This is a genomic window from Dactylosporangium sp. NPDC051087 (genome assembly GCF_055586325.1).
The window spans coordinates 38,469-63,381 of record NZ_JBVJIJ010000027.1 but is presented as its reverse complement, the minus strand read 5'-3'; the positions used below and the strand labels follow the sequence as shown (position 1 = coordinate 63,381).

The window sequence follows — 24,913 nt, the reverse complement described above, 5'->3', positions numbered from 1 at the left end:
GATCGATAGCCATCACAGTAAGGATAAGAAACGACAGCGCACCGAAAGAGTTGAGGGGAACTCGTGAAAGCACTGAAACACCTCGCGGCCGCATCGATCGCCGTGCTGGCGGCCACCGCCGTCGGCGCGACACCCGCCGACGCCGCACCACTCAGCAAGGCCCAGATCCGCGCGGAGCTCGCCAAGCCGCCGACCACGGCGGCACAGCTGCAGCGGAAGATCGACCTCCAGTTGACGCTCGCCCCGGGTGGCAAGCAGATCAGCGCGAACGAGGTGTCCTACAACAACGGCGAGTTCATCGCGACCTACGCACTGCCGAACTCCATCCAGGCCGTGCAGGCGGCGAGCTGTCCGTCGGGCTGGTTCTGCTTCTACGACGGCCAGAACCTGACCGGTTCGATGGGCAAGCTCAGCTCCTGCGGCTGGCAGGACCTCACATCGTACGGATGGAACGACAGGACCCGTTCGGTCAACAACAACACGAACAGCCAGATCATCTTCTACAACCACTACGATCAGGGCAACCCCAACAACGGGCATATTCATGACGTGGAGTTGTTCCGGGTCAACAACTGGTCGGAGACGTACACGCTGGCGGCCTCGGCAGACAGATATGCGGACCATGTGAAGCGCATTCTGGGCTCGTGCGGACCATAGCGGCGACGGTTGCCGCGCCAGCACATTTACACACGGAGGGCCGCCGGCGACCCGCCGGCGGCCCTCCGCCGCGCTGTCGCGGTCGGTGACCACGTCGACCGCACACCGCCCGCCCAGAGCCGCGCCACGACCTCAGAGCGCAGTCCGGCCTTGCATTCTTTACCCGCGGCCAGGTTGGCGAGTAACGCGATGTTCACGCGCGGATGCTAAGTCCCGCACTTTGCCGCAGCAGCATCAGTAGCGTGCGACGAAACACCATTCCTATTGAGCAATGGTGCGCGAGAACATAAGCAACGCTTACAAACATTCAAGCTGTTGACTTAATATTCCCACCCGTCATAGCATTCCTTTGCGATCGCGTCATGCCGGCCAACATTTGGCTGATCAGCCTTCCGGGCAACTTTCGGATTCAACGAGAAACGGGGCTTTGCATTGAACCGAAAATGGATGATTCGCGCGCTCGGCACGATGATGGCAGCGGCCGCCATGCTCGTGGCCGTTCCTTCCTCCGCCTCGGCCCATGACAACCAGAACATGGCCGGACCGTTCGCCTGCGGCTGGAGCAGCCTGAAGGCGTGCGGCTACGGCGGCACTCGCGACAATCACACGTCCGTGTACGCCTGCGACACCGAGGCCGACGGCAACAACTTCGTGATGGAATACCGGCTGCAGGGAAGTTCCCAGACGTTCTACGTGCTGGACGGAAATGGATCCGCCGCGGGCTGCGGATGGACGCAGGTCACCACGTCCAACGCGCCGGTCGTGTGGATCCGGCCGTGTTCATACACGCTGAACCTGTGCTGGCAGTTCGGCGTCAGCGCATAACATTCGCCGGCGGTTCGTCTCGCCATCGGCGACGGCCGTAGAACCAAGAACTCGATTTGCGGCCGCACCACATCGGAAAGGGCGGCGTAGTTGCCCGTGGGCAACTACGCCGCCGTCCGTTACGTGATGTCGTCGTACCGCCGGTCAAGGGCCTGCGGGCGCTCAACCGGAGTGGGTGCCTCCACCGGGTCGTATCCCGCCACCGACGTCGCCGCACCGACCGGCTCGACGTGGTAGTCGTCGAGCGACGACGCCTCGTCGTCGTCGAGCGCTTCATACGACGGCCGATTGCGATTGCGGCGCCGGTCGTTGACGATCGCGAAGGCGACGGCCCCGAAGTAGAGCGCGGAGAGGCACAGCGCCAGGAACGTCATGCCGAACGGGTCGGCCGTCGGCGTGGCGACCGCGGCGAAGACGAAGAACGTGAAGACGGCGACCCGCCACCAGCCCAGCAGGCGCTTGCCGCTGACGATCCCCGCGACGTTGGCCAGCATGACGCCCAGCGGGAACTCGAACGCCACGCCGAAGACCAGCATCATGCCGGTGACGAAGTCTACGTAGGACATCGCCTCAAGGATGTTGCTCGTGTTCTGACCGGTGAAGGACAGCAGCACCTCGAGACCGGTCTTCACGACGTAGAACGCAAGCACGGAACCGAGCGCGAACAACGGCGCGGCAAGCCCCGCGAACACATACGCCCACTTGCGCTCGTGGCGATGCAGGCCCGGCGCGACGAACGCCCAGAGCTGATAGAGCCAGAACGGGCAGGCGAGGATCAAGCCGGTCCACAGCGAGATCTTCAACTGCAGCAGCAGCGGGTCGGTCACCTTGAGGTTGACGAACGGGCACCGATAGCCCGTCGGCATCACGTTGTTGTTCGCCTTCAGCGTCTGCTTCAGCGCCAGGTCACAGTAGGGCTCTTGGATGATCGTGAGCACATGCTGAGCGAGGAACCACGCGATGATGATTCCAACGAGAATCGCCAAGCACGCCTTGAACAGTCGTGACCTGAGCTCCCGCAGGTGATCCATGAGCGTCATGGATCCGTCTGCGGCCCGTTGGAAGTTCGACGGCGCCTTGTCACGGCGCCGTCTGGAAAGAACGCTCACGACGCTCTAAGGCCTCAGCGCTCGGGAACGCGGTTGACGGGGTCGACGCTCGGCGCGGGCGACGGCTTGTTGTCGTCGATCGTGCCCTGCAGCGGCGCGCGACCCGACTGGGCTTCGGCCTTCGCGTCGACGTCGTCCTCGGCCAGACCCTTGGTCTCCGCCTTGATGATGCGCATCGAACGGCCCAGCGACCGCGCCGCGTCAGGCAGGCGCTTGGCGCCGAAGAGCAGGATCAACACCACCACGAGCACGATGATGTGCCACGGCTTGAGTGCACCCATGTGAAGCCACCTCACAGTCTTGTATTGCCCGACCCATCGTACTGGTGACATCGGGTGACGGGCAGAGGCCGGGTTGCGGGAAGGGGTCCGGCCGCTGAAGTCCTGACGAGTGTTGACGCTCCGATGCCCGATCGTCAACCATCCGTCCGGACAACAGTGCTATTTGCCCGGTTGATCCGGCAAGTTTCTTAACTGTTAGCGGGCGGCAGGGCCCTGATCTGCGTCTTCGAGCTCTCCGCGCCGCGCCTGGATGATGAGTGCCTGCTCCTGCATGGCCTCCAGGCGGGGCTGCATGGCCTCCGCGGTCTGCTGCAGGCGGGCCAGGTGAGGCTGGAGACGCTTCTCGCCGTCGAGGAGCCGCCGCTGCAGCGACTGCGCGGTGTTATCGAACTGACGCACGCGGGCCGCCGTCGACATCAGGACCGCGATCAGGACGATGAGCGAGAGCAGGACGATGCCGCCCGAGATCCACCAGAGCACGCACCGACCTTAGTCCACGACGAACGCCCCGGCAGCGCGGCGCAACGGGGACGAACGGGGAACGGTGCGAGTCAGGGCAGCGCGGGGACTGGCGCGTCGTAGGCGGACAGGGCGGACCGTGCCTCGGCGGCGACCGACTCCGCCAGGGCCGGCGGCGAGACCACCGACACCTCGGCGCCCAGGCCGAGCACCATCCGGCGGGCCCAGTCCAGGTCGGAGGCGCGCAGCGAGACCGTCCAGTGCTCCCCCGGCCCCCGCACGACCTCCTCGCACGGATACTGCTCGGTGATCCACCGCGCGCCCCGGCCGACCCGCAGCGTGATGAGCGGCAGGTCGGGCGTGGGGCGGAAGAGGGTGCCGGTGCGGGTGTCGGTCGGCTCCGCCTGGACGGGCACGCGGGCCGGCTCCTCCAGCTCGGTGGAGGCGTCGATCCGGTCGACCCGGAACAGCCGGACCGCCTGCGCGCGGCGGCACCACGCCTCCAGGTAGGCCCAGCGGCCGACGACGAGGACCCGCATGGGGTCCACGACGCGTTCCGAGGTCTCGTCGCGGGTCGCCGTGTAATACGTGATCCGCAGCGCGTGGCGGCGCTCGACGGCGCCGCGGAGCTCCTCGAGGCGGTCGGCGTTGCCGGGGATGCGCACGGCGACGGGCGCGTCGGCGAGGTCCCCCGCCGCGTGCTCGATCTTGGCGAGGGCGCGGTGGACGCCGTCGCGCTGGGCGACGCCCGGGGTCTCGGCGAGCGTGCGCAGGGCGACGATGAGGGCAAGGGCCTCGTCGGGGGTCAGGCGCAGCGGGCGGTCGATGCCGGCGTCATACGTGACGGTGACCCCGTCGCCGACGAACGCCATGTCGATCAGGTCGCCGGGGCCGTAGCCCGGCAGGCCGCACAGCCACAGCAGCTCGAGGTCCTCGCGCAGCTGGCGCTCGGTGATGCCGTGGTCCGCCGCCGCCTCCGCGAGGGTGATCCCGGGCCTGGCCTGCAGATACGGCACCAGGTTGAGCAACCGGCCGAGCCGGTCCACGGACGTCGTCACACCGCCACCTCCGCTTCGCTCCGGCGCCGGTGCGACCAGTCACCGCAACACCGGCGACCGGCCACTGCGCTGCGCTCCGAGCCGGTCACAATGCCACCTCCGCTTCGCTCCGGCGCCGGTGCGACCAGTCACCGCAACACCGGCGACCGGCCACTGCGCTGCGCTCCGAGCCGGTCACAATGCCACCTCCGCTTCGCTCCGGCGCCGGTGCGACCAGTCACCGCAACACCGGCGACCGGCCACTGCGCTGCGCTCCGGGCCGGTCACACCGCCACCTCCGCCCGGTCGGCCGGAAGCTCGGCGGGCGCGGCGCCGGCGACGATCTCCTTGAGCCGCTTCACCACCTCGTCGCGCAGCGGCGGCGGGTCCAGGACCACCACGTCGGCGCCATAACCGACGAGCCAGCCGGCGAAGAAGTCGATGTCGGCGTAGCGCAGCGTGAGCCGGTCGCCGTCGGGGCCGGGCACGCAGGTCTCGGCCCAGCGGCGCACACCCGCGGCGCGTCCCGGCCGCACGAGGAGGGTCGCGCGGCTGGTGCGCTCGACCGGGCCGCTCGTCTTCGCGACATAGGCGATCAGGTCGACCTTCGGCGGCTCATACGCCCCGCGCCGGCCCACCCGGCGGACGCCGCTGACGATCCGGGACAGCCGGAAGCAGCGCTCGGCGCCGCGCTCCAGGTCGTGGCCGACGACATACCACCGGCCGCGCCAGCAGACGACGCCCCACGGCTGCAGTTTGCGGGTGCGGGCGGCGTCGCGCTCGGGCACGTGGTAGTCGAACGTGACCGCCTGCCGGTCCCGGACGGCGGCGGTGAGCGGCTCGAACGCCGCGTCGACGGTGACGACCGCCTCGACGCCGAGGGTGGCGTGCGGGTCGACGTCGATGCCGCCGGCGCGCAGCTTCGCCAGGCCGGATGACGCGGCGGCGGCGAGCCCGGTCTGCTGCCACAGCCGCGCGGCGATGCCGACCGCGGCCGCCTCGTCGGGCTCGAGCGGGATGTCGGGCAGCGCGTAGTCCCGGCGGGCGATGCGGTAGCCGGGCTCGTTGTCCCACACCGACGGGGTGCCGATCTCCAAGGGCACGCCGAGCTCACGCAGCTCGGCCTTGTCCCGCTCGAACTTGCGCTGGAACGCCTCGTGGTCGCGCTCGTCCTCGGGGTCGTGCTCATAGCCGGGCACGATGGAGGCGATCTGACCGGCGGTCAGGAAGCGGCGTGTCGAGAGCAGGCAGATCACCAGATTGACCAGGCGCTCGGTTCGGGTCCGCGACACGCCAGCGAACCTACCAGCCCGAACAGCGAATTGGCGTCGCCCACGCGGTGACGGAACGTTGGGTCACACGGCGGTCACGGCCTGCGGGCACTGTAGGTTGTGCCGATGATCCGCTGGCGCTGGGGGACGGTCGTCGCGCCCCGTACATCGTGGCACGGCAGCGTCGAGGTCCTGGTCGCACTGGAGGCGCGCCGGCCGGACGATCCGGAGCAGGTGCGGGCCCTGGCGTATCCGGCGCTCGTCGGCACACCCCGGGTCGGTGACCGGGTGCTGCTCAACGTCAACGCCCTCGCGCTGGGTCTGGGCACCGGTGGGTACGCGCTGGTCGTCGCCATCCCGGACCGGCTGCCGGACGACGCCGACGCTCCCGGCCACGTGGTCAAGGCCCGGTACACGCCGTTGCAGGCGGTCGTCCTCGCCGCCGACGAGGAGGCGTCGCCGCTGCGGGGCGCGCTCGCCGGCGAAACCGATATTTCGGGAATGCCGGTCGTGGTGGCGGATCTGCACTCGGCGCTGCCCGCCATCCTCGCCGGCGTCCACGCCGACCGGCCGGCGGCCCGGGTCGCCTACGTGATGACCGACGGCGGCGCGCTGCCCGCCTGGTTCTCCCGCACCCTCGACGCGTTGCGCCCCATGCTCGCCGGGACGGTCACCACCGGCCAGGCGTTCGGCGGCGACCTGGAGTCGACCAACGTGCACAGCGGCCTGCTCGCCGCCCGCCACGGTCTCGGCGCCGACCTGGCGATCGTCACGCAGGGCCCGGGCAACCTGGGCACCGGCACGTCGTGGGGCTTCTCTGGGGTCGCCGCCGGTGAGGCCGTCAACGCCGTCGCGGCGCTCGGCGGCCGGCCCGTCGCCGCGCCCCGCATCTCCGACGCGGACCCCCGGCCCCGGCACCGCGGCGTGTCGCACCACAGCGTGACCGCGTTCGGCCGGGTCGCCCTCGCGCCGGCGGACCTGGTCGTGCCGGCGGATCTGGACGCGGAGCTGGCCCTGGTCGTACATGAGCAGCTGCGGCCGATGTGCCCGCCGCACCGGATCGTCACGCCCCCCGCGGAGGACCTGGAGCCGGCGCTGCTGGCACTGCCGGTCAAGCTGTCGACCATGGGCCGCGGCTACGCGCAGGACCGGGCCTACTTCCTGTCGGCCGCGGCGGCCGGGCGGGCGGCGGCGTCAGGCCTTGGCTAGCGCCACGTTCGCCACCGACTGCAGCTGGCTCAGATGGTTGGCCTCGGGCGCGGCGGACGCCACCAGGTAGACCGCGACGATCGCCTTGCCGCGGCGGGCGAGCAGCGTCTTGGTCTTGTCGCTGAGCGCGGCCTCGCCGACACCGCCGACCGCCTCGAGGGACTTGATCGTCGTCCACAGCTTCTGCGACTGGGCCGCGTCGGGGAACGTCAGCGCGACGACGGTGACCTGGTCGCCGGCGGCGTTGCCGAACGGGCACATGCGGGCCTTGGCGTTGAGGCCGAGGCTCTGCACCGCCTGCCCGTACTGCGCGACCGCGGCGGCGCCGTCGCCGGTGCTGGCCTGCACGGACAGCCCGCTGGCCTTCTGCACCTGGGCGGCGGTGACCAGGCCCTGGCAGCCGTCGGAGTTGACGACCGGCGGCAGGCTCGGTGACGGCAGCGGCAGCTCGGACGCCGGCCCGGCGTTCGTCGGGTTGGCCGGCAGCGGGGTGCGCCGCTCGCCGTCGTCGGTGCAGCCGGCCAGGACGACCGCCGCGGTCACGATCGCGGCGAGCCTTCTCATGAGAAGACCACCAGGGCGGTCATGACGGCGATGATGAGCACGAGGGTGAGCGCGAGGACCCAGGTCGGGATCGCCGGGCCGTCGGTGCGGTTGCGCTCGATCTCCTCACGGATGCGCTGCAGCCGGCGACCATGGCGGTTGGACCGCGGCTTGTCCGGGTTGTCGCTCGCCTTCGACTTCTCCGGAGGGGCGGGCTGACCGGCGGGGTTGTCATCCATAGCGCCGGTCAGCCTAACCGATCGTTCACATACTGGCGATGAGCCGGTCGACGCGCTCGTCGTAGGCCCGGAACGGGTCCTTGCACAGCACGGTGCGCTGAGCCTGGTCGTTGAGCTTCAGGTGGACCCAGTCGACGGTGAAGTCGCGGCGGCGCTCCTGCGCGTGCCGGATGAACTCACCGCGCAGCCGGGCCCGGGTCGTCTGCGGCGGGGTCTCCTTGGCCTCGAAGATGTCGAGGTCACCGGCGACCCGGTCGACCTTGCCGCGGCGCTCCAGGAGGCCGTAGAGGCCCCGGCCACGGCGCAGGTCGTGATACGCCAGGTCCATCTGCGCGACCCGCGGGTGGGACAGCGGCAGGTCGTGCTTCTGCTGGTAGCGCTCGATGAGACCGAGCTTCGTCACCCAGTCGATCTCACGCTCGACGTTCTTGAGGTCGCCGCTCTCCACGGCGTTGAGGACGCGGCCCCACAGCTCCATGACCCGCTTGGTCGGCGCGTCGGCGCCGCGCCGGTCGAGGAACTCCGTCGCCTTGTCGAAATACTCCTGCTGGATCTCCAGGGCGCTGACCTCCTTGCCGCTGGCGAGGCGGACCCGGCGGCGGCCGGTGATGTCGTGGGACACCTCCCGGATGGCGCGGATCGGATTCTCCAGCGAGAGGTCGCGCATGGCGACGCCGGCCTCGATCATCCGCAGCACGATGTCGGCGGTGCCGACCTTGAGCAGCGTGGTGACCTCGTTCATGTTGGAGTCGCCGACGATGACGTGCAGGCGCCGGTAGCGCTCGGCGTCGGCGTGCGGCTCGTCGCGGGTGTTGATGATCGGTCGGGACCGGGTGGTCGCCGAGGAGACGCCCTCCCAGATGTGCTCGGCGCGCTGCGACAGGCAGTAGACGGCGCCGCGCGGCGTCTGCAGGACCTTGCCCGCGCCGCAGATGAGCTGGCGGGTGACGAGGAAGGGGATCAGGATGTCGGCGAGGCGCCCGAACTCGCCGTGCCGGCTGACCAGGTAGTTCTCGTGGCAGCCATACGAGTTGCCGGCGGAGTCGGTGTTGTTCTTGAACAGGTAGATCTCGCCCGCGATCCCCTCGTCGTGCAGCCGGCGCTCGGCGTCGACCAGCAGGCCTTCGAGGATCCGCTCGCCGGCCCGGTCATGGGTGACCAGGTCGGGCACCGAGTCGCACTCGGGCGTCGCGTATTCCGGGTGGGAGCCGACATCCAGGTAGAGGCGCGCGCCGTTGCGCAGGAACACGTTGCTGGAACGGCCCCACGACACGACGCGCCGGAACAGATAGCGGGCGACCTCGTCGGGGGACAGGCGGCGCTGTCCCCGATAGGTGCACGTGACCCCGTATTCGGTCTCAAGGCCGAAAATTCGCCGGTCCATGTAGGAACATTAGCCGCCTGAACGCCATTCCGGCCCTATTGCGCCCGCAGACTTTGCGTATACGCCTCGCAGGTGGCGAAGTCCGGCAGCCGGCCGCCCTCGCGCATCTCCCTGAACGACGGCGCGACCGCGTCCCGCGCGGACAGCTGCGGCTCGTCGGTCGGCCACACGATGCCGATCTCCGGGTCGAGCGGGTGGATGCCGTGCTCACCCGTCGGGTTGTAGCTCTCCGAGCACAGGTAGGTGATCGTGGCGTCGTCGGTGAGCGCGCAGAACCCGTGTCCGAGGCCTTCGCCGAGATACAGGGCGCGGCGGTCGACGTCGTCGAGCTGGACACCCTCCCAGCGGCCGAATGTCGGGGATCCGACCCGGATGTCGACGACGACGTCGAGCACGGCGCCCCTCGTGCACGTCACGTATTTCGCCTGGCCCGGCGGGACGTCGGCGAAGTGGATGCCCCGCACGACCCCCCGCGCGGACACCGACAGGTTGCCCTGCGCCAGCCGCAGCGGATGGCCGACCTCGGCGCTGAGCTGCTCGAACCGGTAGAACTCCAGGAACAGCCCACGGGGATCGCCGTGCTGCACCGGGGTGATCTCCCAGGCACCGGCGATCGAAAGCTGTCGGTACTTCACGTGTGCGGCCCCACCCGTCGCGATGTCGTTGTGTTGATCGGTCGGCTCATTGTGGGGGCGGTGCTCAGGCTTCCCAATCGAGCAATTGGATCAGGTACTCGCCGTAGCCGCTCTTGCGCAACGGCTCGGCCAGTGCCCGCAGCTGTGCGTCGTCGATGAAGCCCGCACGCCACACGACCTCCTCCACGCAACCGATCTTGAGGCCCTGCCGCTCCTCGATCACGCGGACGAACTCGGCGGCCTGGACCATCGTGTTGAAGGTACCCGTGTCCAGCCACGCCGTGCCCCGATCCAGGATCGCGACGTGCAACTCGTCGCGCTCCAGGTAGGCCGCGTTGACGGCGGTGATCTCCAGCTCGCCGCGATCGCTGGGCTTGAGCTCGCGGGCGATCTGCACGACCCGGTTGTCGTAGAAGTACAACCCGGGCACCGCGTAGCGCGACTTCGGCCGGGCCGGCTTCTCCTCGATCGACAGCACCTTGCCGTCGTCGTCGAACTCCACCACGCCGTAGTCCTGCGGGTTGGCCACCGGATAGGCGAAGACCCGCCCGCCCTTGAGCTCGCCGTTGTCGGCGAGGCGCTGGCCGAGCAGCGCGCCGTGGAAGATGTTGTCGCCGAGCACCAGCGCGACCGAGTCGTCGCCGATGAAGTCGGCGCCGATGATGAACGCCTGGGCGAGCCCCTCGGGGCGCGGTTGCACCGCGTAACTGATCTCGAGGCCCCACTGGGTGCCGTCGCCGAGCAGCCGCTGGAACTGGTCCTGGTCCTCGGGTGTGGTGATGACGAGGATCTCCCGGACCCCGGCCATCACCAATGTGGTCAGCGGGTAGTAGATCATCGGCTTGTCGAAGACGGGCATGAGCTGCTTCGATACCGCTTTGGTCAGCGGCCAGAGGCGGGAGCCGGTGCCACCGGCGAGGATGATGCCACGCACCTGGCCACCTTACGGGTTGTGCGGACCCTCGGTCGACTCAGCGCCCTACTGAGTGCACTAGACTCCCGATCCCGTGAGAATCCTCGTCACCGGCGGTGCCGGGTTCATCGGCTCCCACTACGTCCGCACCCTCCTCGGAGGCGGTTACCCGGCCCATGCCGGGGCGGCCGTGACCGTGCTCGACAAGCTCACCTATTCCGGCAACCGGGACAATCTGGCACCCGTGTCCGGCGACTCCGCCCTCACCTTCGTCGAGGGCGACATCTGCGACGCCGACCTCGTCGAGCAGCTCATGCCAGGGCACGACGCGGTCGTGCATTTCGCCGCGGAATCGCACGTCGACCGGTCGATCCTCGGCGCCGGTCCATTCGTGACGACAAATGTCATCGGCACCCAGGTCCTCCTCGACGCGGCCCGCCGGGCGGGCGTCGGACGCTTCCTGCACGTCTCGACCGACGAGGTGTACGGGTCGATCGACGAGGGCTCGTGGACCGAGGAGTGGCCGCTGCAGCCGAACTCGCCGTACTCGGCGTCGAAGGCCGGCTCGGACCTGCTGGTGCTGGCCTACCACCGCACCCACGGCATGGAGGTCGTGGTCACCCGGTGCTCCAACAACTATGGGCATTACCAGTTTCCGGAAAAAGTCATCCCCTTGTTCGTCACCAACCTGATCGACGGTCAGCAGGTCCCGCTGTACGGTGACGGCGGCAACATCCGTGACTGGCTGCACGTGTCCGACCACTGCGCCGGCATCCAGCTCGCCCTGGAGAAGGGCCGCGCCGGCGAGGTCTACAACATCGGCGGCGGCCGGGAGCTCACCAACCGTGAGCTGACCGAGGTACTCCTCGAGGCGACCGGCCGGGACTGGTCGGCGGTGCGCCCCGTCGAGGACCGCAAGGGCCACGACCGGCGGTATTCGCTGAGCCACGAGAAGATCAGCAACGAGCTCGGGTACGCCCCGGCGGTCACGTTCGAGGACGGCATCGCCGCGACGGTGGCCTGGTACAAGGAGAACCGCTCCTGGTGGGAGCCACTGAAGACGCGCGCGGCGCTGTGACCCGTTACCTGGTCACCGGTGCCGGCGGGATGCTCGGCCAGGACCTCCTGGCGGCCCTGGACGGGCGTCCCGTCACCGCGCTGAAACGCGCGGACCTGGACATCCTTGACGTCCCGGCGGTTCGCGCGGCGGTCGAGGGGCACGACGTGGTCCTCAACGCGGCCGCCTGGACCGACGTCGACGGTGCGGAGAGCGACTATGAGGCCGCCCTCGCGGTCAACGGAACGGGCGTGACGGTGCTCGCCGAGGCATGCCGCGCCTTCGGTGCGCGACTTGTCCACGTTTCAACCGATTACGTCTTCGACGGCGCGGGGACGGCGCCGTATCAGGAGGACGCACCGACGGCGCCACTGAACGCGTACGGGCACAGCAAGCTGGCCGGCGAGCAGGCCGTACTGTCGACGCTGCCCTCGTCCGGTTACGTGGTGCGCACCGCGTGGCTGTACGGCGCGCAGGGCCGCAACTTCGTCAAGACCATGCTCGGCCTGGCCGCCACCCGCGACTTCGTCGACGTCGTCGACGATCAGGTGGGCCAGCCGACGTGGTCCAGGGACCTGGCGCAGCGGCTCGTCGACCTCGCGGACTCCGGCGCGCCCGCCGGGATCTACCACGGCACCGCCTCGGGGCAGACCACCTGGCACGGACTCGCCCAGGCCGTCTTCGCGCTGACCGGACTCGACCCGGCCCGGGTCCGCCCGACCACCAGCGCCGCCTACGTGCGGCCCGCCGCCCGGCCCGCCTACAGCGTCCTGGGCCACGACCGGTGGGCGGCCGTGGGGATGGCGCCGATGCGGGACTGGCATACCATGCTGACCGCGGCGCTGCGCGACCCCGCGTTCGCGGCCGTCGTCAGCGCGAGCGGTGGAGGTGCCGGATGAAGCTCATCATCGTCACGGGGCTGACCGCCCTCGCGGTCCTGGCCTTCATGGTCGAGCTGCTGCGCCGGCGGCAGCTGCAGGAGAAGTACGCGATCCTGTGGCTGGCCGTCAGCATCCTGATCCTGCCGATGGCGTTCTTCCCCCCGATCATCAACAGCGTGGCGGAGGCGCTGGGCATCAAGTCCGGCGTCAGCCTCGTGCTCTTCCTCGGCATCGTGTTCCTGCTGATGGTCACGGTGCATCTCAGCTGGGAGGTGAGCCGGCTGGAGGAGGAGACGCGCACCCTCGCGGAGGACCTGGCGCTGCTGCGCAGCGAGCTCGGCCGCCCGCGTGACACGTCGGCGGTGCCGGCCCCCTCCACCCTCGAGGTCTCAGATGATCAACGGTAAGAAGGTCCTGATCATCATCCCGGCGTGGAACGAGGCCGGCTCGATCTCCGACGTCGTCACCGAGGTCCTCGGCGAGCTGCCGGGCGTCGACATCATCGTCGTCGACGACGGCTCCTCCGACGACACCGCGCTGCGGGCCGCTGACGCGGGGGCGATCGTGGCCCGGCTGCCGTTCAACCTGGGCGTCGGCGGGGCGATGCGCACCGGGTACCGGTACGCCCGCGACCACGGCTACGACGTCGCCATCCAGGTCGACGCGGACGGGCAGCACGATCCGCGGTACATCCCGAAGCTCGTCGACGCGCTCGACGAGCACGACCTGGTCATCGGCGCCCGGTTCGCGGGCGAGGGCGGCTACAGCGTCACCGGCCCGCGCAAGTGGGCGATGCGGATGCTGTCGATGGTGCTGTCGAAGCTCGCCCGCACGAAGCTCACCGACACCACGTCCGGGCATCGCGCGTGCAACCGCAAGCTCATCGAGTTCTTCGCGCACTGGTATCCGGCGGAGTACCTCGGCGACACGATCGAGGTCCTGGTGCGGGTCGCCCGCTCCGGCTATCGGATCACCCAGATCCCGGTGAGCATGCGCGCCCGGATGGCGGGCACGCCGAGCGCCTCGCCGATGAAGTCCACGATCTACCTGGGCCGGGCCGGCATCGTGCTGCTCCTGGCGCTGATCCGCACCTGAGCGGTCGTTCCCCGCCGGTCGTTGCTCGAGCGGTTGTTTCCGCCCGGCCCGCTGCTACGCGGCCGGGCGGAGCTGCGTGAGGGCGCGCAGCGCGTCGGTGAGGGAGATCGGGCGGTCGCTGACCTCGGTCGCCAGGCACCATTCGACGTACTGCCGCATCAACGTCGACGGCTTCACGCCCTTGCTCTTCGCGACCGCGGCGAGGCGCTGGGCCACGTCCGACGGCAGCCGCATCGAATAGACGGCCATGACCTCGGCGTCCGGCTTCGGGGGCAGCGCCGGCGTGGGCGCGGCCCGGTCGAACGTGAACTCCCCGGCGGCGACGGCCGCCACCATGGCGTCCATCTGCTGCTCACTGAGCGGATCGGTGTTCATGCTGCGCTCGCCTCCCACTTCTCGAACTCGGCGAGCTCATCCGGTGTCATGTCCCGCGCTCCGAGAATGCCCCAGCTGAACTGGCCTTCCTGCTTCACGACGACGATCAGCGCCCGTCCCGTGTCCGTGCGTGCCCAGATGCTGAGCGCCGGAATGCCGAGCGCGAAGCCCGGAAGTGGGCGTCGCCGATCGGCGTTCAACGCCTGCAGCACCTCGGCGTCGGTGATCCCGACCAGCGCTGCCAGGGTCGCCGGCCACCAGCGGTACGGCATGCCTCCAATGTACGACGCCCGTCAGACTTCCGTCTACGACCCTCCCGAGGCGCCGGTCCTGACCTGCCGCGCCACCCCGCCGGCAACCGCGCGATCGACCCCGCGACGGCCGACGGCCCAGCTCAGGACCCTTCGAAGCGGGCGCCCGAACCACGCGAAGTCGAACCGCGCGGTGGACATCGGGCGGCGGACATCGGGCGGGGCCGCAAGGCGAAGTCGCAGGCGGTGGACACGGAGCGGCCCGGGGCGCGGGGTGAAGGCGCAGGTGATGGACACGGGCAGACCGAGCCGCGGAGTGAAAACGCAGGTGGTTGAACACCGGACAGCCGGGCGCCGTGGTGAAGGCGCGGGTGGTTGAACACCGGACAGCCGGGCGCCGTGGTGAAGGCGCGGGTGGTCGGACACCGGGCGGCCGGGCGCGGTGGTGAAAGCACAGGTGGTGGGCGTCCGGCAGGCCGGGGCGCGGGTTGAAGGCGCGGGTGACGGGACGTCAGGCGAGCCGAGGCGCGGTGGTGAAGGCGCGGGCGGTGGACATGGGACGGGCCGGGAGCGCGGTGGTGACGCGCGTCCCGGCCCGGGTGGTTCCTCGGACGGTTACTCGGCGGCGGGCTTGTCGCCCTCGACCTCGTCGGAGGTGGGGGCGGGGCCGCTGGCGTTGTCGGCCGGGGTGCTCGGGGAGGCCGGGGGCTGGGGCTTGTCCTCGAGGCCTTCCTCGACGGCGTCGGCCTTGGCCGGGTCCTCGAGGATCGCGGTGAGGGCGAGGCCCGTCAGGCGGCGGAACGTGCGGCCCGGGCGGTGCCGGTCGAGGACGGCGACCTCCAGCTGGTTGGCCGCCAGCTTGCGCGGCTGGCCGCTCTCGCCGCCGACGCTGCCCAGACCCTCGACCGCCAGCTTCAGCGCCTCAGCGAGCGTCTGGTCGGGCCGCAGGCGGGTCTTCACGGCGCCGGAGATGGCGTCGGACTGGCCGCCCATCGTGACGAGCCCGGGCTCGTCCTGGACGGAGCCGTCGTAGGTGATGCGGTAGAGCTCGTCGTCCTCGGCGGTGGCGCCCACCTCGGCGACGCAGATCTCGACCTCGTAGGGCTTCTGCTCCTGGGTGAAGATGGCGCCGAGGGTGCGGGCGTACGCGTTGGCGACCTGACGGCCCGTGACGTCGCGGCGGCCGTAGGAGTAGCCGTGCAGGTCGGCGAGGCGGACGCCGGCGGAGCGCAGGTTCTCGAACTCCGGGTAGCGGCCGACGGCGGCGAAGCCGATCCTGTCGTAGATCTCGCTGACCTTGTGCAGGGCGGTCGACAGGTTCTCCGCGACGAAGAGGACGCCGCCCTCGTAGCTGAGCACCACGACGCTGCGACCACGCGCGATGCCCTTGCGCGCGTATTCCGAGCGGTCCCGCATGATCTGCTCGGGCGAGGCGTAGAACTGCATGGCCACGGGGCGGGTTCTCCTTCTTCAGTGGGAGCTTGCGGGAAGAGCGGGCTCAGACGCCCGGGTTGTCCTGACGCTCGGCGATGACCGCCTCGGCGACCGCGCGGGTCTCCTCGTCGGTGAGCCGGTGGGTGCCTTCGACGGTCGCCGTCATGATGACGGGGAAGATGCCGCGCAGCAGGTCGGGCCCGCCGGTGGCGGTGTCGTCGTCGGCGGCGTCGTAGAGCGCCTCGACGGCGACCTTCACGGCCTCGGCGGTGGTGATGCCGGGCTTGTACCGCTTCTTCATCGACGACTTCGCGAACAGCGAGCCGGAGCCGATCGAGTCGTAGCCGCGCTCCTCGTAGACACCGCCGGCGACGTCGAAGCTGAAGATGCGCCCCGCCCGGTCGACGGACTTGGCGTCGACGTCGAACCCGGCGAACAGCGGCACGACGGCCAGGCCCTGCATGGCGGCGCCGAGGTTGTTGCGGACCATGGTGGCGAGGCGGTTGGCCTTGCCCTCCAGGGAGAGCATGGTGCTCTCGATCTTCTCGTAGTGCTCCAGCTCGACCTGGAACAGCCGCATCATCTCCAGGCCGAAGCCGGCGGTGCCCGCCATGCCGACGAGGGAGTAGGCGTCGGCGGCGAAGACCTTCTCGATGTCGCGCTGCGCGATGAGGTTGCCCATCGTGGCGCGGCGGTCGCCGCCCATGAGGACACCGTCGGCGCAGGTGATCGCGACGATCGTGGTGGCGTGCGCGCTGACGTCCGCGGCCATGCCGGGCGGCAACGGCCGGCGGCCCGGGAGCATCTCGGGCGCGACCGCTGACAGGAACTCGCTGAACGACGAGGTCCCCGCGGCGTGGAACGCGGCCGGGAGACGACCGGAGTGCTCAAGTCCCGTCGGCAACGGAGCTCCCTTCACAGGATGATCGACTGTAGGTGAGTCAGACAATACGCCCGTCGGCCCGGATGCGTCCGGACCGACGGGACCCTTCTTCGTGGCGGTTACTGGCCGCCCTTTTGCACGTATCCGCGGACGAACTCTTCGGCGTTCTCCTCGAGCACCGAGTCGATCTCGTCGAGGAGGTCGTCGACGTCCTCACCCAACTGCTCGACCCGCTCGGCGGTCTCCGGATTGACCTCGGGGGCGGCGACGTCCTCTTCCTCGTCGCGCCTGGACTTGCCGGATTGGGACTGCCCGCCCGTATCCCTCGTAGCCATGTCTCATCCTCCTCGGGGGGACCACCAAACAACCGCTGCTTCGAACTTACCCGGAAGTGATCGCTTCGAGCAGATCCTTCGCGCTCGGGCATTTGTCGAACAGTGCACCGACGTGCTTCTTGGTCCCTCGTTCGGGCTCCATCATCGGCACCCGGACCAGCGACTCCCTGCCCACGTCGAAGATGACCGAGTCCCAGCTGGCCGCAACCACCTCGGCGGGGTATTTGGCCAGGCACCGGCCGCGGAAATAGGCCCGCGTGTCGTCCGGCGGCTCGACGATCGCGCGCTGGATCTCGTCCTCGGTGAACAGCGTCGCCATCGACCCGCGGGCCACCAGCCGCTGATAGAGGCCCTTCTCGGCGCGGACGTCGGAATACTGCAGGTCGACGAGCTGGAGCTTGTGCGACGACCAGCCGAGCGACTCGCGCTCCCGATAGCCCTCCAGGAGGCGCAGCTTGGCGACCCAGTCGAGCTCGCCGGCGCACAGCATCGGGTCGCGGCCGAGCCGGTCCAGGACGCTCTCCCACCGGTCGAGGACGTCGGCGGTCTGCTCGTCGACGTCGGAACCCTGCCGGGAGTCCACATAGGCGCGGGCCCGCTCGTAGAACGCCCACTGGATGTCCAGCGCGGACAGCCGCCGGCCGTCGCGCATGCGGATCAGGTGCCGCAGCGAGGGGTCGTGGCTGACTGCCTTGAGCTCGGTGACCGGGTCGGCGATGCCGAGGTCGGCGGACAGCACCTTGTCCTCGATCATGGCGAGGATGAGCGACGTGGTGCCGACCTTGAGGTAGGTGGAGATCTCCGACAGGTTGGCGTCGCCGATGATGACGTGCAGGCGCCGATACTTGTCGGCGTCGGAGTGCGGCTCGTCGCGGGTGTTGATGATCGGGCGCTTCAGCGTCGTCTCCAGGCCGACCTCGACCTCGAAGAAGTCGGCGCGCTGGGAGATCTGGAAGCCGGGGGCGGACCCGTCCTGCCCGATGCCGACCCGGCCCGCCCCGCACACGATCTGCCGGGTGACGAAGAACGGCGTGAGGTGCATGACGATGTCGGCGAACGGGGTCTGCCGGCGCATGAGGTAGTTCTCATGGGTGCCGTAGCTGGCGCCCTTGTTGTCGGTGTTGTTCTTGTACAGGTGGATCGGCAGCGTCCCCGGGATCGTCGCGGCCCGGCGGGACGCCTCGGCCATGACCCGCTCGCCGGCCTTGTCCCACAGCACGATGTCGCGCGGGTTGGTGCACTCGGGCGTGGAGTATTCGGGGTGGGCGTGGTCGACATAGAGCCGCGCCCCATTGGTCAGTATGACGTTGGCGAGGCCGAGGTCCTCGTCGGCGAGCGCCTCGGCCGGGTCGTAGAGGGCACCCGAATAGGTGAACCCCCGCGCGTCGCGCAGCGGGGACTCCTCTTCATAGTCCCACCGGGCCCGGCCGCCCTTGGTGAGCTCGGGCCGTGCGCCATAAGCGTTGACCACCTGGGATGACGTCACCATGGGGTTGGCCCCAGGCTGGCCGGGCACCGACACGCCATATTCGACCTCAGTGCCCATCACGCGCCGCACACTCATGCCCACAACCCTAGTCGCAAGGTACGACACTCTGCCTCCACCGCGGCACGCCAGGTTTGCATGATGTCCGATTGTTGTGAAGCCGTCGCCGCCCGTAACATCCACTGATGCGAATTTCTGTCGCTTTCGAGGGTGCCGGCGCGGGCGAGGCGCCGCTGTCGTGGGGGCAGCAGGACATCTGGGCGTCGATGACCCGGTTCGGCGAGCAGCTCCCACTGGGTGGGAGTTCGCCGGTACCGGCGGGGACGACCGTCGAGGACGTGTGCGCCGAGCTGCGGTACCTGATGAGCCGCTACCAGGTGCTCCGCACGCGCGTCCGGTTCGCCGCCGACGGGACGCCGATGCAGGTCGTCGCCGCGTCGGGTGAGGCCGTCCTGGAGGTGGCCGACGCGGCGGACCCCGCCGCCGAGGCGGACCGGATGGTGCGGCGGTTCCGGCGGGAGACCGTGGACTTCACGAGCGACTGGCCGATCCGGATGGGGGTGGTGCGGCACGACGGCCGGGTCACCCATCTGTGCGCCGTGATCTGGCATCTGGCGATGGACCGGTCCGGGGCGGCGGTGATGCTGCGCGAGGTGGCCGCGCGGGTGCAGGAGCCGGTCGCCGGGATGCAGCCGCTCGAACAGGCCGGCTGGCAGGCGTCGGAGGCCGGGGCCCGGCAGAGCCGCAACGCGCTGCGGCACTGGGAGCGGGTCCTGCGGGCGATGCCCGCGCCGTGGCCGGGCCTGTCGCGGCGCCGGGAGCGGCCGCGGCACTGGAAGGGGCGGCTGGTCTCCCCCGCGATCCCCCTGGCCTCGCGGGTCCTGGCCGAGCGGACCGGGGCCGATCCCGCCACCACGCTCCTGGCCGCGTTCGCGGTGGCGGTGCGGCGCTGCGCGGGCGTCGACCCGGTGCCGGTCCTGCTGGTCACGAACAACCGCTTCCGGGCGGGGCTGGCGGACGTGGTCGCGCCGGTCGCCCAGCCGGGGCTGTGCCTCGTCGACGTCGCCGACGCGCCGTTCGGTGCCGTGGTGGACAGCGCCCGGCGGGCCGCGACGGTGGCGTACAAGCACGCGTACTACGACACGGCGGGCAAGGAGTCCCTCGTCGCGCGGATCGCGGCGGAGCGGGGGCCGCAGTTCCTGCTCGACTTCCACCTCAACGACCGCCGCGACCCGGGCGCGCCCGCGGTGCGGGGGCCGGCGCCGCGCCGCACCCTCGAGTGGACGCCGTTCAAGGACACGCCGTCGAGCCGGCTCTTCGTGCACGCCGACGACTCGGCCCGGGCCACCGTCCTGACGTGCTACGCCGACACGCACCACGTCTCGCTCGCGGAGGCTTCCACGGTGCTGACGACCCTCGAGACCGTCCTGACGGAGGCCGCGCGGGGGGTCTGAGACGTTGCGGGTGTCCGCGGCCGGCAGGTCGCGTCGGGCCACTGCGGGCGGCGGGAGAGGGAGGGCCGTCAAGGCCCGACCGGCGCCCACGGGAGTAACGGTCCGCACCACGGCGGACCTGGGCCATGAACCTGGTTGAAGACCGCGAAGCGGGCGGCAACCTCCATCGAGGTCGCCGCCCGCTCGTGTCGCGGTCCTACAGGTATTGGCCGGTGTTGGTCGCGGTCTCTATGGACCGGCCGGCCTCCGCGCCCTTGCCGCCGGAGACGAGCGTGCGGATGTAGACGATCCGCTCGCCCTTCTTGCCGGAGATGCGGGCCCAGTCGTCGGGGTTGGTGGTGTTGGGCAGGTCCTCGTTCTCGCGGAACTCGTCAACGCAGGAGTCGAGCAGGTGCTGGAGGCGCATGCCCTTCTGCCCGTTGCTGAGGAAGTCCTTGATCGCCATCTTCTTGGCCCGGTCGACGATGTTCTGGATCATCGCGCCGGAGTTGAAGTCCTTGAAGTACAGGACCTCCTTGTCGCCGTTGGCGTAGGTCACCTCGAGGAACCGGTTCTCCTCGGTCTCGCTGTACATCCGCAGGACCACCGCGTCGATCATCGCCGCGACCGTCGCCTCGGGCGAGTTGTCGTGCTCGGCGATGTCGTCCTTGTGCAGCGGGACGGTGGTGAGGATGTACTTGGAGAAGATGTCCTTGGCCGCCTCGGCGTCCGGTCGCTCGATCTTGATCTTCACATCGAGCCGGCCGGGGCGCAGGATCGCCGGGTCGATCATGTCTTCCCGGTTGGACGCGCCGATGACGATGACGTTTTCCAGGCCCTCGACGCCGTCGATCTCGCTCAGCAGCTGAGGCACGATCGTGTTCTCGACGTCGGAGGAGACCCCCGAGCCACGGGTCCGGAACACCGAGTCCATCTCGTCGAAGAACACGATGACCGGGGTGCCCTCGCTCGCCTTCTCACGGGCGCGCTGGAAGATCAGCCGGATGTGCCGCTCGGTCTCGCCGACATACTTGTTGAGCAGCTCAGGACCCTTGATGTTGAGGAAGTAGCTGGTCTTGCGCTCCTCACCGCGCCGCTCGGCGATCTTCTTCGCCAGCGAGTTGGCGACCGCCTTGGCGATCAGCGTCTTGCCACAGCCGGGAGGGCCGTAGAGCAGGACGCCTTTCGGCGGGCGCAAGAGGTGCTCGCGGAACAGCTCCGCGTGCAGGAAGGGCAGCTCCACGGCGTCGCGGATCTGCTCGATCTGCGAGAAGAGACCGCCGATGTCGGTGTAGTCGACGTCGGGCACCTCCTCCAGCACCAGCTCCTCGACCTCGCTCTTCGGGATCCGCTCATACGCATACGCAGAGCGGGGCTCGATCATGAGCGAGTCACCGGCGCGCAACGGCGCGTCGGCGAGGGTGTCGGCCAGGTGGACGATCCGCTCCTCGTCGGCGTGCGAGATGACGAGAGCGCGGTCACCACCTTCCAGGATCTCCTTCAACATGACGACCTCACCGGCCCGCTCGAACCCGAGCGCGTCGACGATGTTCAGGGCGTCGTTGAGCAGGACCTCCTGGCCTCGGCGCAGCTCCTCGACCTCGATGGCCGGGGACACTGCGACGCGCAGCTTGCGCCCGCCGGTGAAGACGTCGACAGAACCGTCTTCGTGGCGGGCGAGGAAGACGCCGTAACCGCTCGGCGGCTGTGCCAGGCGGTCAACTTCCTCCTTCAGCGTCACGATCTGGGCGCGGGCCTCCTTGAGGGTGGCCACGAGCCGCTCGTTGTTTTCGGTCAGCCGGGCAATCTGCGCCTGCGCTGCGGCGAGCCGCTCCTCGAGCTGTCGCACGTGTCGCGGGGTTTCCGTCAGCTTGCGCCGCACCAGGGCGAGTTCCTCTTGGAGGAAGGCGACCTGCGTGGAGAGATCGTGGGCGTCCTTCTCCCATCGTGCGGCGCGCGTCTCCGCGTCGTCGCTGCGTGCCACGTCCCACCTCCCCGGGGGCTTTGAACGTTGTGCTCTAACACTAACTGTTGTTCGCCGGTCTGGGCCCCTTCGAACCCGTGCGCCACAGGGCTTTTACAAATCGTGCGGCCTGGAGGCCCTTTTCACCAGCCCTGTAATGTTGCAGCGTGAGCGCTCTTGAGGTGTGGGTTGACCAGGACCTGTGCACCGGCGACGGGCTGTGTGTCCAGTACGCCCCGGAGGTCTTCGAGTTCGACGTCGACGGCCTGGCCTATGTGAAGGGGGCCGACGGGGAGCTGCTGCTGGCCCCCGGCAGCCGCGTCGACGTGCCGGAACACCTCCGGCTCGAGGTCATCGACGCGGCCAAGGAGTGCCCCGGCGACTGCATCCACGTGCACCGCGCGGCCGACGACGTGCCGGTCGCCGGGCCCAACGCCTCATAGCATCGGCTTCCCCACGAGCGACGAAACAAGCCGGGCAAATTCCTCCAAACGGGCGATCTGTCCGGCGCCGCCGTCGTCGAGAGTTTTACCGAAGCGCAACGCGTCGTGGCGGATCACGGAGCCTGCCTCCTCGGCGGCCACGTTCGCCTCGTCCAGCGAGGTCAGCAGCAGGTAGACATCGACACTGTCCACTCGGGCGTGACCGTTGGGGTTGCGGCTGAGCCGCCGGCGGCAGCCGACCTCGGTCACCGCGGACAGCGCCACCACCCGCAGCGACGACGTCATCGAGCCCGGCGGCGCCTCCTCGGGCGGGATGTCCTCGCCGTGCCACAGGATGAGCCGGGTGCCGTCGCAGACGACGACCTCCTGCCAGACCCCGTTGACGTCGTTGACGAACCGCTCGAGCGTGAAGCCGAGCACACTTTGCCCCCGCAGGACCCCGGCCATCGCGTCGAGTGCGATGTCCGGGTCCCGGAGGTACGCCCTGGCCGCCGACTCGAGGTCGGGATAGGGCGACCAGTCGGGAAATACGGCAGGTAGGTCACTGAAGCTCGGACGGCTCATCCTTTGCCTCCTCCTCCCGTGCGACCGCGGCGGCCGCCAACCGCCGCGCCGCATATGCTTCGGCGCCCTTGCTCGGTTTACGCCGCCGGGGCGGCGCCGTCACCCCCGGTGCGAGCTTCCTGGCGCTGACGAGGAACGCCGTGTGCGCGATCATCCGGTGATCGGGTCGTACGGCGAGTCCCTCGACGTGCCAGTCGCGCACCAGGCTCTCCCAGGCGCGGGGCTCGGTGTAGCCACCGTCCTCGCGCAACGCCTCCACCAGCTCGGACAGCTGTGGCGTGGTCGCCACGTAGCCGATGAACACCCCGCCGGGGATCAGCGCCCGCGACACGAGCGGCAGGATCTCCCAGGGGGTCAACATGTCTAGGATTATCCGATCAAAACCGACATCTTCGCAGCCGGCTACGTCACCTACCCGCAAGGTCCACCCCTGCTGCGGGCCGCCGAGGAAGGCCTCGACGTTCTTGCGGGCGATGGCCGCGAAGTCTTCGCGCATCTCGTACGACGTCACGGTGCCGCTCGGCCCGACCGCCCGCAGCAGTGAGCAGGTCAGCGCGCCGGAGCCGGCCCCGGCCTCCAGGACCCTCGCGCCGGGGAAGATGTCACCCATCGCGCAGATCTGCGCGGCGTCCTTCGGGTAGATGACCTGGGCACCGCGCGGCATGGACAGCACGTAGTCCGACAGCAGCGGGCGCAGTGCGAGATACGCGGTGCCGCCGGCCGACGTCACGACGCTGCCGTCCGGCCTGCCGAGCAGATCGTCGTGCGGCAGGGCGCCCCGGTGCGTGTGGAACTCCTTGCCCGGCTCGAGCACGATCGTGTGCATCCGGCCCTTGGGGTCGGTCAGCTGGACCCGGTCACCCGGTTGGAACGGTCCCCTGCGGGTCGCTGGCAGGTCGAGGGACACAGTCACGTGCGATTCCTTCTGGTGGTGGTCCGGCGTGTTTCCACGAGCGAGAGCAACTCGGCGCCGCGCAGGACGCCGTGCACATCCTCACCCGAGACCACCAGGTAGTCGCCGCCCGGGTCGTCCCGGATGGCGTGCAGGAGGTCGGTGCCCCGCAGATCGCCTGCCAGGACGTGGTGCTCGTCGATCCTGCGGGTGACGTCACCGACGGGGACCCACGGGCGGCGCTCCGCCGGGACCGCCCGCGCCGAGGCGCCGTGCACGAACCCGAGCATCGCCCCGGCGCCGTCGACCACGGCGAGGTGCTTGCCGCCGACCTGCTCGGCGATCCGCTCCGCCTCGGCGAGCGGCGTGCCGGCCGCGACGGGGACGATCGGCCTGGCCAGCTCCCTGGCGTTGAACGGCGGCAGGCTCGCCGCGACCCTCCCGTGCCGGATCGCCTGACCGGCGCCGACCCACATGGTGATGCTGACCAGCAGCGTGAACAGCAGTCCGAAATACCCGTTGAGCACTTTTTCGTAGAACAGCACGATCGCGGTCACGGCGGTGGCGACCGCGACCAGGCGCCCCGACCAGCCGGCCACCCGGCGGCCGAGGTTGGGGTCGCCGCTGATCTTCCACACGAGCGCCTGCAGCGCCCGGCCGCCGTCCAGCGGCAGCCCGGGCAGCGCGTTGAACACCGCGACCACGATGTTGCTCAACGCCAGCTGGAACGCGAACGTCTCGGCGATCCCGCCCTGCGGCAGCACCAGCGCGGCGGCGCCGGACAGCAGCCCCAGCAGCAGCGACACCACCGGCCCGGCGAGCGACACGAACAGCTCCACCCCCGGCCGCGGCGCCTCCCGCTCCATCTCCGTGTAGCCGCCGAGCATCTCCAGAGTGATACCGCTCACACCGATGCCGCTACGCCGGCTCGTGATCGCATGCCCCAGCTCGTGCAGCAGCACCGACACCAGCAGGCACACCACGAACCCGAACCCCACCGCGAACCCGGTGCTCACCGGCAACTCCCGGCGCGACGTCAGGAACTGGCCATACGTCAGCGTGATCAGCGCGGCGAGCAGCAGCCAGGACGGGGCGAGAAAGACCGGGACGCCGAGCAGCCGACCCAGCGGAATCCCGGAGCCGCGCTCAGGCTTCCGGGGGCGGGCAGCCGACGACGCCGGCGCGGGTGCCGAGCGGTAGTCGTCCATTGCCCATGATGCTACGGGTAGTCCGCGCCGGGACGCCGGTCCGCGAAAACT

Annotated in this window: 29 protein-coding genes; 9 read left to right on the top strand and 20 right to left on the bottom strand. The window is 69.8% G+C overall.

Annotated elements, in window-relative coordinates; all coding sequences use genetic code 11:
- Window positions 1-63: 63 nt before the first annotated feature.
- Complete coding sequence (locus ACZ6TV_RS41075; protein WP_465304424.1) at window positions 64-657, top strand: peptidase inhibitor family I36 protein; 594 nt, start codon at window positions 64-66, stop codon at window positions 655-657.
- 447 nt (window positions 658-1,104) lie between these two features.
- Entirely contained in the window at window positions 1,105-1,482 is a 378-nt protein-coding gene (locus ACZ6TV_RS41070; protein ID WP_465304422.1) for a hypothetical protein, read from the top strand.
- Between the two features lie 119 nt (window positions 1,483-1,601).
- Here the strand turns inward: ACZ6TV_RS41070 and tatC are convergent, their stop codons facing one another.
- The 5 genes from tatC to ACZ6TV_RS41045 form a co-directional block, all read right to left on the bottom strand.
- Window positions 1,602-2,522 (bottom strand): twin-arginine translocase subunit TatC, encoded by a 921-nt coding sequence (gene tatC, locus ACZ6TV_RS41065; protein ID WP_465304420.1) that lies wholly within the window; start codon window positions 2,520-2,522, stop codon window positions 1,602-1,604.
- 83 nt (window positions 2,523-2,605) lie between these two features.
- Window positions 2,606-2,872 (bottom strand): Sec-independent protein translocase subunit TatA, encoded by a 267-nt coding sequence (tatA, locus tag ACZ6TV_RS41060; protein ID WP_465304418.1) that lies wholly within the window; start codon window positions 2,870-2,872, stop codon window positions 2,606-2,608.
- 195 nt (window positions 2,873-3,067) lie between these two features.
- Complete coding sequence (locus ACZ6TV_RS41055; protein WP_465304416.1) at window positions 3,068-3,352, bottom strand: hypothetical protein; 285 nt, start codon at window positions 3,350-3,352, stop codon at window positions 3,068-3,070.
- Between the two features lie 71 nt (window positions 3,353-3,423).
- Window positions 3,424-4,389 (bottom strand): helix-turn-helix transcriptional regulator, encoded by a 966-nt coding sequence (locus ACZ6TV_RS41050; RefSeq protein ID WP_465304414.1) that lies wholly within the window; start codon window positions 4,387-4,389, stop codon window positions 3,424-3,426.
- A gap of 263 nt (window positions 4,390-4,652) precedes the next feature.
- The gene (locus ACZ6TV_RS41045) at window positions 4,653-5,660 is read right to left on the bottom strand and encodes a helix-turn-helix transcriptional regulator (protein WP_465304412.1); all 1,008 of its coding nucleotides are present in this window, start codon (window positions 5,658-5,660) and stop codon (window positions 4,653-4,655) included.
- Window positions 5,661-5,765: 105 nt separating this feature from the next.
- On the opposite strand from ACZ6TV_RS41045, the gene ACZ6TV_RS41040 reads away from it, so the two are divergent.
- Window positions 5,766-6,848 (top strand): DUF3866 family protein, encoded by a 1,083-nt coding sequence (locus ACZ6TV_RS41040; protein ID WP_465304410.1) that lies wholly within the window; start codon window positions 5,766-5,768, stop codon window positions 6,846-6,848.
- On the opposite strand, the gene ACZ6TV_RS41035 is transcribed toward ACZ6TV_RS41040, so the two are convergent.
- From ACZ6TV_RS41035 to rfbA, 5 genes are all read right to left on the bottom strand, one after another.
- Window positions 6,834-7,412 (bottom strand): hypothetical protein, encoded by a 579-nt coding sequence (locus ACZ6TV_RS41035; protein ID WP_465304408.1) that lies wholly within the window; start codon window positions 7,410-7,412, stop codon window positions 6,834-6,836. The genes ACZ6TV_RS41040 and ACZ6TV_RS41035 overlap by 15 nt on opposite strands.
- A complete protein-coding gene (locus ACZ6TV_RS41030) occupies window positions 7,409-7,630 on the bottom strand; it encodes a hypothetical protein (RefSeq protein WP_465304406.1) in 222 nt (73 codons plus the stop codon). The genes ACZ6TV_RS41035 and ACZ6TV_RS41030 overlap by 4 nt, the downstream gene beginning before the upstream one ends.
- A 25-nt stretch (window positions 7,631-7,655) precedes the next feature.
- Complete coding sequence (pafA, locus tag ACZ6TV_RS41025) at window positions 7,656-9,014, bottom strand: Pup--protein ligase (RefSeq protein WP_465304404.1); 1,359 nt, start codon at window positions 9,012-9,014, stop codon at window positions 7,656-7,658.
- Between the two features lie 35 nt (window positions 9,015-9,049).
- Entirely contained in the window at window positions 9,050-9,649 is a 600-nt protein-coding gene (locus tag ACZ6TV_RS41020; protein ID WP_465304402.1) for a dTDP-4-dehydrorhamnose 3,5-epimerase family protein, read from the bottom strand.
- 64 nt (window positions 9,650-9,713) lie between these two features.
- Window positions 9,714-10,583 (bottom strand): glucose-1-phosphate thymidylyltransferase RfbA, encoded by an 870-nt coding sequence (gene rfbA, locus ACZ6TV_RS41015; RefSeq protein WP_465304400.1) that lies wholly within the window; start codon window positions 10,581-10,583, stop codon window positions 9,714-9,716.
- A gap of 73 nt (window positions 10,584-10,656) precedes the next feature.
- Here rfbA and rfbB point away from each other — a divergent pair, with 73 nt between their 5' ends.
- The 4 genes from rfbB to ACZ6TV_RS40995 are packed head-to-tail and all read left to right on the top strand — an operon-like array spanning window position 10,657 to window position 13,595.
- Entirely contained in the window at window positions 10,657-11,640 is a 984-nt protein-coding gene (rfbB, locus tag ACZ6TV_RS41010) for a dTDP-glucose 4,6-dehydratase (RefSeq protein WP_465304398.1), read from the top strand.
- Entirely contained in the window at window positions 11,637-12,518 is an 882-nt protein-coding gene (rfbD, locus tag ACZ6TV_RS41005; protein ID WP_465304578.1) for a dTDP-4-dehydrorhamnose reductase, read from the top strand. Before rfbB ends, rfbD begins: the two co-directional genes overlap by 4 nt.
- Window positions 12,515-12,907, top strand: coding sequence for a DUF2304 family protein (locus ACZ6TV_RS41000; RefSeq protein WP_465304396.1), 393 nt, complete (start codon window positions 12,515-12,517; stop codon window positions 12,905-12,907). The genes rfbD and ACZ6TV_RS41000 overlap by 4 nt, the downstream gene beginning before the upstream one ends.
- Complete coding sequence (locus ACZ6TV_RS40995; protein ID WP_465304394.1) at window positions 12,894-13,595, top strand: glycosyltransferase family 2 protein; 702 nt, start codon at window positions 12,894-12,896, stop codon at window positions 13,593-13,595. The genes ACZ6TV_RS41000 and ACZ6TV_RS40995 overlap by 14 nt, the downstream gene beginning before the upstream one ends.
- A gap of 54 nt (window positions 13,596-13,649) precedes the next feature.
- On the opposite strand, the gene ACZ6TV_RS40990 is transcribed toward ACZ6TV_RS40995, so the two are convergent.
- The 6 genes from ACZ6TV_RS40990 to dop form a co-directional block, all read right to left on the bottom strand.
- Window positions 13,650-13,970, bottom strand: a complete 321-nt coding sequence (locus tag ACZ6TV_RS40990) for a hypothetical protein (RefSeq protein WP_465304392.1) — start codon at window positions 13,968-13,970, stop codon at window positions 13,650-13,652.
- Window positions 13,967-14,242, bottom strand: a complete 276-nt coding sequence (locus tag ACZ6TV_RS40985) for a hypothetical protein (RefSeq protein WP_354784621.1) — start codon at window positions 14,240-14,242, stop codon at window positions 13,967-13,969. Before ACZ6TV_RS40985 ends, ACZ6TV_RS40990 begins: the two co-directional genes overlap by 4 nt.
- Window positions 14,243-14,836: 594 nt before the next feature.
- Window positions 14,837-15,673, bottom strand: a complete 837-nt coding sequence (gene prcA / locus ACZ6TV_RS40980; RefSeq protein WP_465304390.1) for a proteasome subunit alpha — start codon at window positions 15,671-15,673, stop codon at window positions 14,837-14,839.
- Window positions 15,674-15,719: 46 nt separating this feature from the next.
- Window positions 15,720-16,559 (bottom strand): proteasome subunit beta, encoded by an 840-nt coding sequence (prcB, locus tag ACZ6TV_RS40975; RefSeq protein WP_465304388.1) that lies wholly within the window; start codon window positions 16,557-16,559, stop codon window positions 15,720-15,722.
- Window positions 16,560-16,657: 98 nt separating this feature from the next.
- On the bottom strand, window positions 16,658-16,873 hold the full coding sequence (locus tag ACZ6TV_RS40970; protein ID WP_033362892.1) for a ubiquitin-like protein Pup: 216 nt from the start codon (window positions 16,871-16,873) through the stop codon (window positions 16,658-16,660).
- A gap of 46 nt (window positions 16,874-16,919) precedes the next feature.
- Entirely contained in the window at window positions 16,920-18,437 is a 1,518-nt protein-coding gene (dop, locus tag ACZ6TV_RS40965; RefSeq protein ID WP_465304386.1) for a depupylase/deamidase Dop, read from the bottom strand.
- Between the two features lie 107 nt (window positions 18,438-18,544).
- On the opposite strand from dop, the gene ACZ6TV_RS40960 reads away from it, so the two are divergent.
- Window positions 18,545-19,813 carry a condensation domain-containing protein gene (locus tag ACZ6TV_RS40960; RefSeq protein WP_465304384.1) on the top strand — a complete coding sequence of 423 codons (1,269 nt, stop codon included), beginning with the start codon at window positions 18,545-18,547 and terminating at the stop codon, window positions 19,811-19,813.
- Between the two features lie 196 nt (window positions 19,814-20,009).
- On the opposite strand, the gene arc is transcribed toward ACZ6TV_RS40960, so the two are convergent.
- Window positions 20,010-21,776: a proteasome ATPase gene (gene arc, locus ACZ6TV_RS40955; RefSeq protein ID WP_033362890.1), complete on the bottom strand. Its 1,767-nt coding sequence runs from the start codon at window positions 21,774-21,776 to the stop codon at window positions 20,010-20,012.
- A gap of 146 nt (window positions 21,777-21,922) precedes the next feature.
- Between arc and ACZ6TV_RS40950 the strand changes: the two genes are divergently transcribed.
- Window positions 21,923-22,198 carry a ferredoxin gene (locus ACZ6TV_RS40950; protein ID WP_465304381.1) on the top strand — a complete coding sequence of 92 codons (276 nt, stop codon included), beginning with the start codon at window positions 21,923-21,925 and terminating at the stop codon, window positions 22,196-22,198.
- On the opposite strand, the gene ACZ6TV_RS40945 is transcribed toward ACZ6TV_RS40950, so the two are convergent.
- The 3 genes from ACZ6TV_RS40945 to ACZ6TV_RS40935 are packed head-to-tail and all read right to left on the bottom strand — an operon-like array spanning window position 22,193 to window position 24,862.
- A complete protein-coding gene (locus ACZ6TV_RS40945; RefSeq protein WP_033362888.1) occupies window positions 22,193-22,762 on the bottom strand; it encodes a hypothetical protein in 570 nt (189 codons plus the stop codon). The genes ACZ6TV_RS40950 and ACZ6TV_RS40945 overlap by 6 nt on opposite strands.
- Window positions 22,740-23,675, bottom strand: coding sequence for a tRNA (adenine-N1)-methyltransferase (locus ACZ6TV_RS40940; protein ID WP_465304379.1), 936 nt, complete (start codon window positions 23,673-23,675; stop codon window positions 22,740-22,742). The genes ACZ6TV_RS40945 and ACZ6TV_RS40940 overlap by 23 nt, the downstream gene beginning before the upstream one ends.
- Complete coding sequence (locus tag ACZ6TV_RS40935) at window positions 23,672-24,862, bottom strand: site-2 protease family protein (protein ID WP_465304377.1); 1,191 nt, start codon at window positions 24,860-24,862, stop codon at window positions 23,672-23,674. Before ACZ6TV_RS40935 ends, ACZ6TV_RS40940 begins: the two co-directional genes overlap by 4 nt.
- Between the last annotated feature and the right edge of the window lie 51 nt (window positions 24,863-24,913).

Excerpts from the sequence above, each read along its gene's own strand:
- ACZ6TV_RS40945 (WP_033362888.1), bottom strand. The coding sequence starts at position 22,762 with ATGAGCCGTCCGAGCTTCAGTGACCTACCTGCCGTATTTCCCGACTGG.
- ACZ6TV_RS40990 (WP_465304392.1), bottom strand. The coding sequence starts at position 13,970 with ATGAACACCGATCCGCTCAGTGAGCAGCAGATGGACGCCATGGTGGCG.
- ACZ6TV_RS40935 (WP_465304377.1), bottom strand. The coding sequence starts at position 24,862 with ATGGACGACTACCGCTCGGCACCCGCGCCGGCGTCGTCGGCTGCCCGC.
- ACZ6TV_RS40995 (WP_465304394.1), top strand. The coding sequence starts at position 12,894 with ATGATCAACGGTAAGAAGGTCCTGATCATCATCCCGGCGTGGAACGAG.
- tatC (WP_465304420.1), bottom strand. The coding sequence starts at position 2,522 with ATGACGCTCATGGATCACCTGCGGGAGCTCAGGTCACGACTGTTCAAG.
- pafA (WP_465304404.1), bottom strand. The coding sequence starts at position 9,014 with ATGGACCGGCGAATTTTCGGCCTTGAGACCGAATACGGGGTCACGTGC.
- ACZ6TV_RS41035 (WP_465304408.1), bottom strand. The coding sequence starts at position 7,412 with ATGAGAAGGCTCGCCGCGATCGTGACCGCGGCGGTCGTCCTGGCCGGC.
- ACZ6TV_RS41000 (WP_465304396.1), top strand. The coding sequence starts at position 12,515 with ATGAAGCTCATCATCGTCACGGGGCTGACCGCCCTCGCGGTCCTGGCC.
- ACZ6TV_RS40985 (WP_354784621.1), bottom strand. The coding sequence starts at position 14,242 with ATGCCGTACCGCTGGTGGCCGGCGACCCTGGCAGCGCTGGTCGGGATC.
- ACZ6TV_RS41070 (WP_465304422.1), top strand. The coding sequence starts at position 1,105 with ATGATTCGCGCGCTCGGCACGATGATGGCAGCGGCCGCCATGCTCGTG.
- ACZ6TV_RS40970 (WP_033362892.1), bottom strand. The coding sequence starts at position 16,873 with ATGGCTACGAGGGATACGGGCGGGCAGTCCCAATCCGGCAAGTCCAGG.
- ACZ6TV_RS40960 (WP_465304384.1), top strand. The coding sequence starts at position 18,545 with ATGCGAATTTCTGTCGCTTTCGAGGGTGCCGGCGCGGGCGAGGCGCCG.
- tatA (WP_465304418.1), bottom strand. The coding sequence starts at position 2,872 with ATGGGTGCACTCAAGCCGTGGCACATCATCGTGCTCGTGGTGGTGTTG.
- ACZ6TV_RS41030 (WP_465304406.1), bottom strand. The coding sequence starts at position 7,630 with ATGGATGACAACCCCGCCGGTCAGCCCGCCCCTCCGGAGAAGTCGAAG.
- ACZ6TV_RS41040 (WP_465304410.1), top strand. The coding sequence starts at position 5,766 with ATGATCCGCTGGCGCTGGGGGACGGTCGTCGCGCCCCGTACATCGTGG.
- dop (WP_465304386.1), bottom strand. The coding sequence starts at position 18,437 with ATGAGTGTGCGGCGCGTGATGGGCACTGAGGTCGAATATGGCGTGTCG.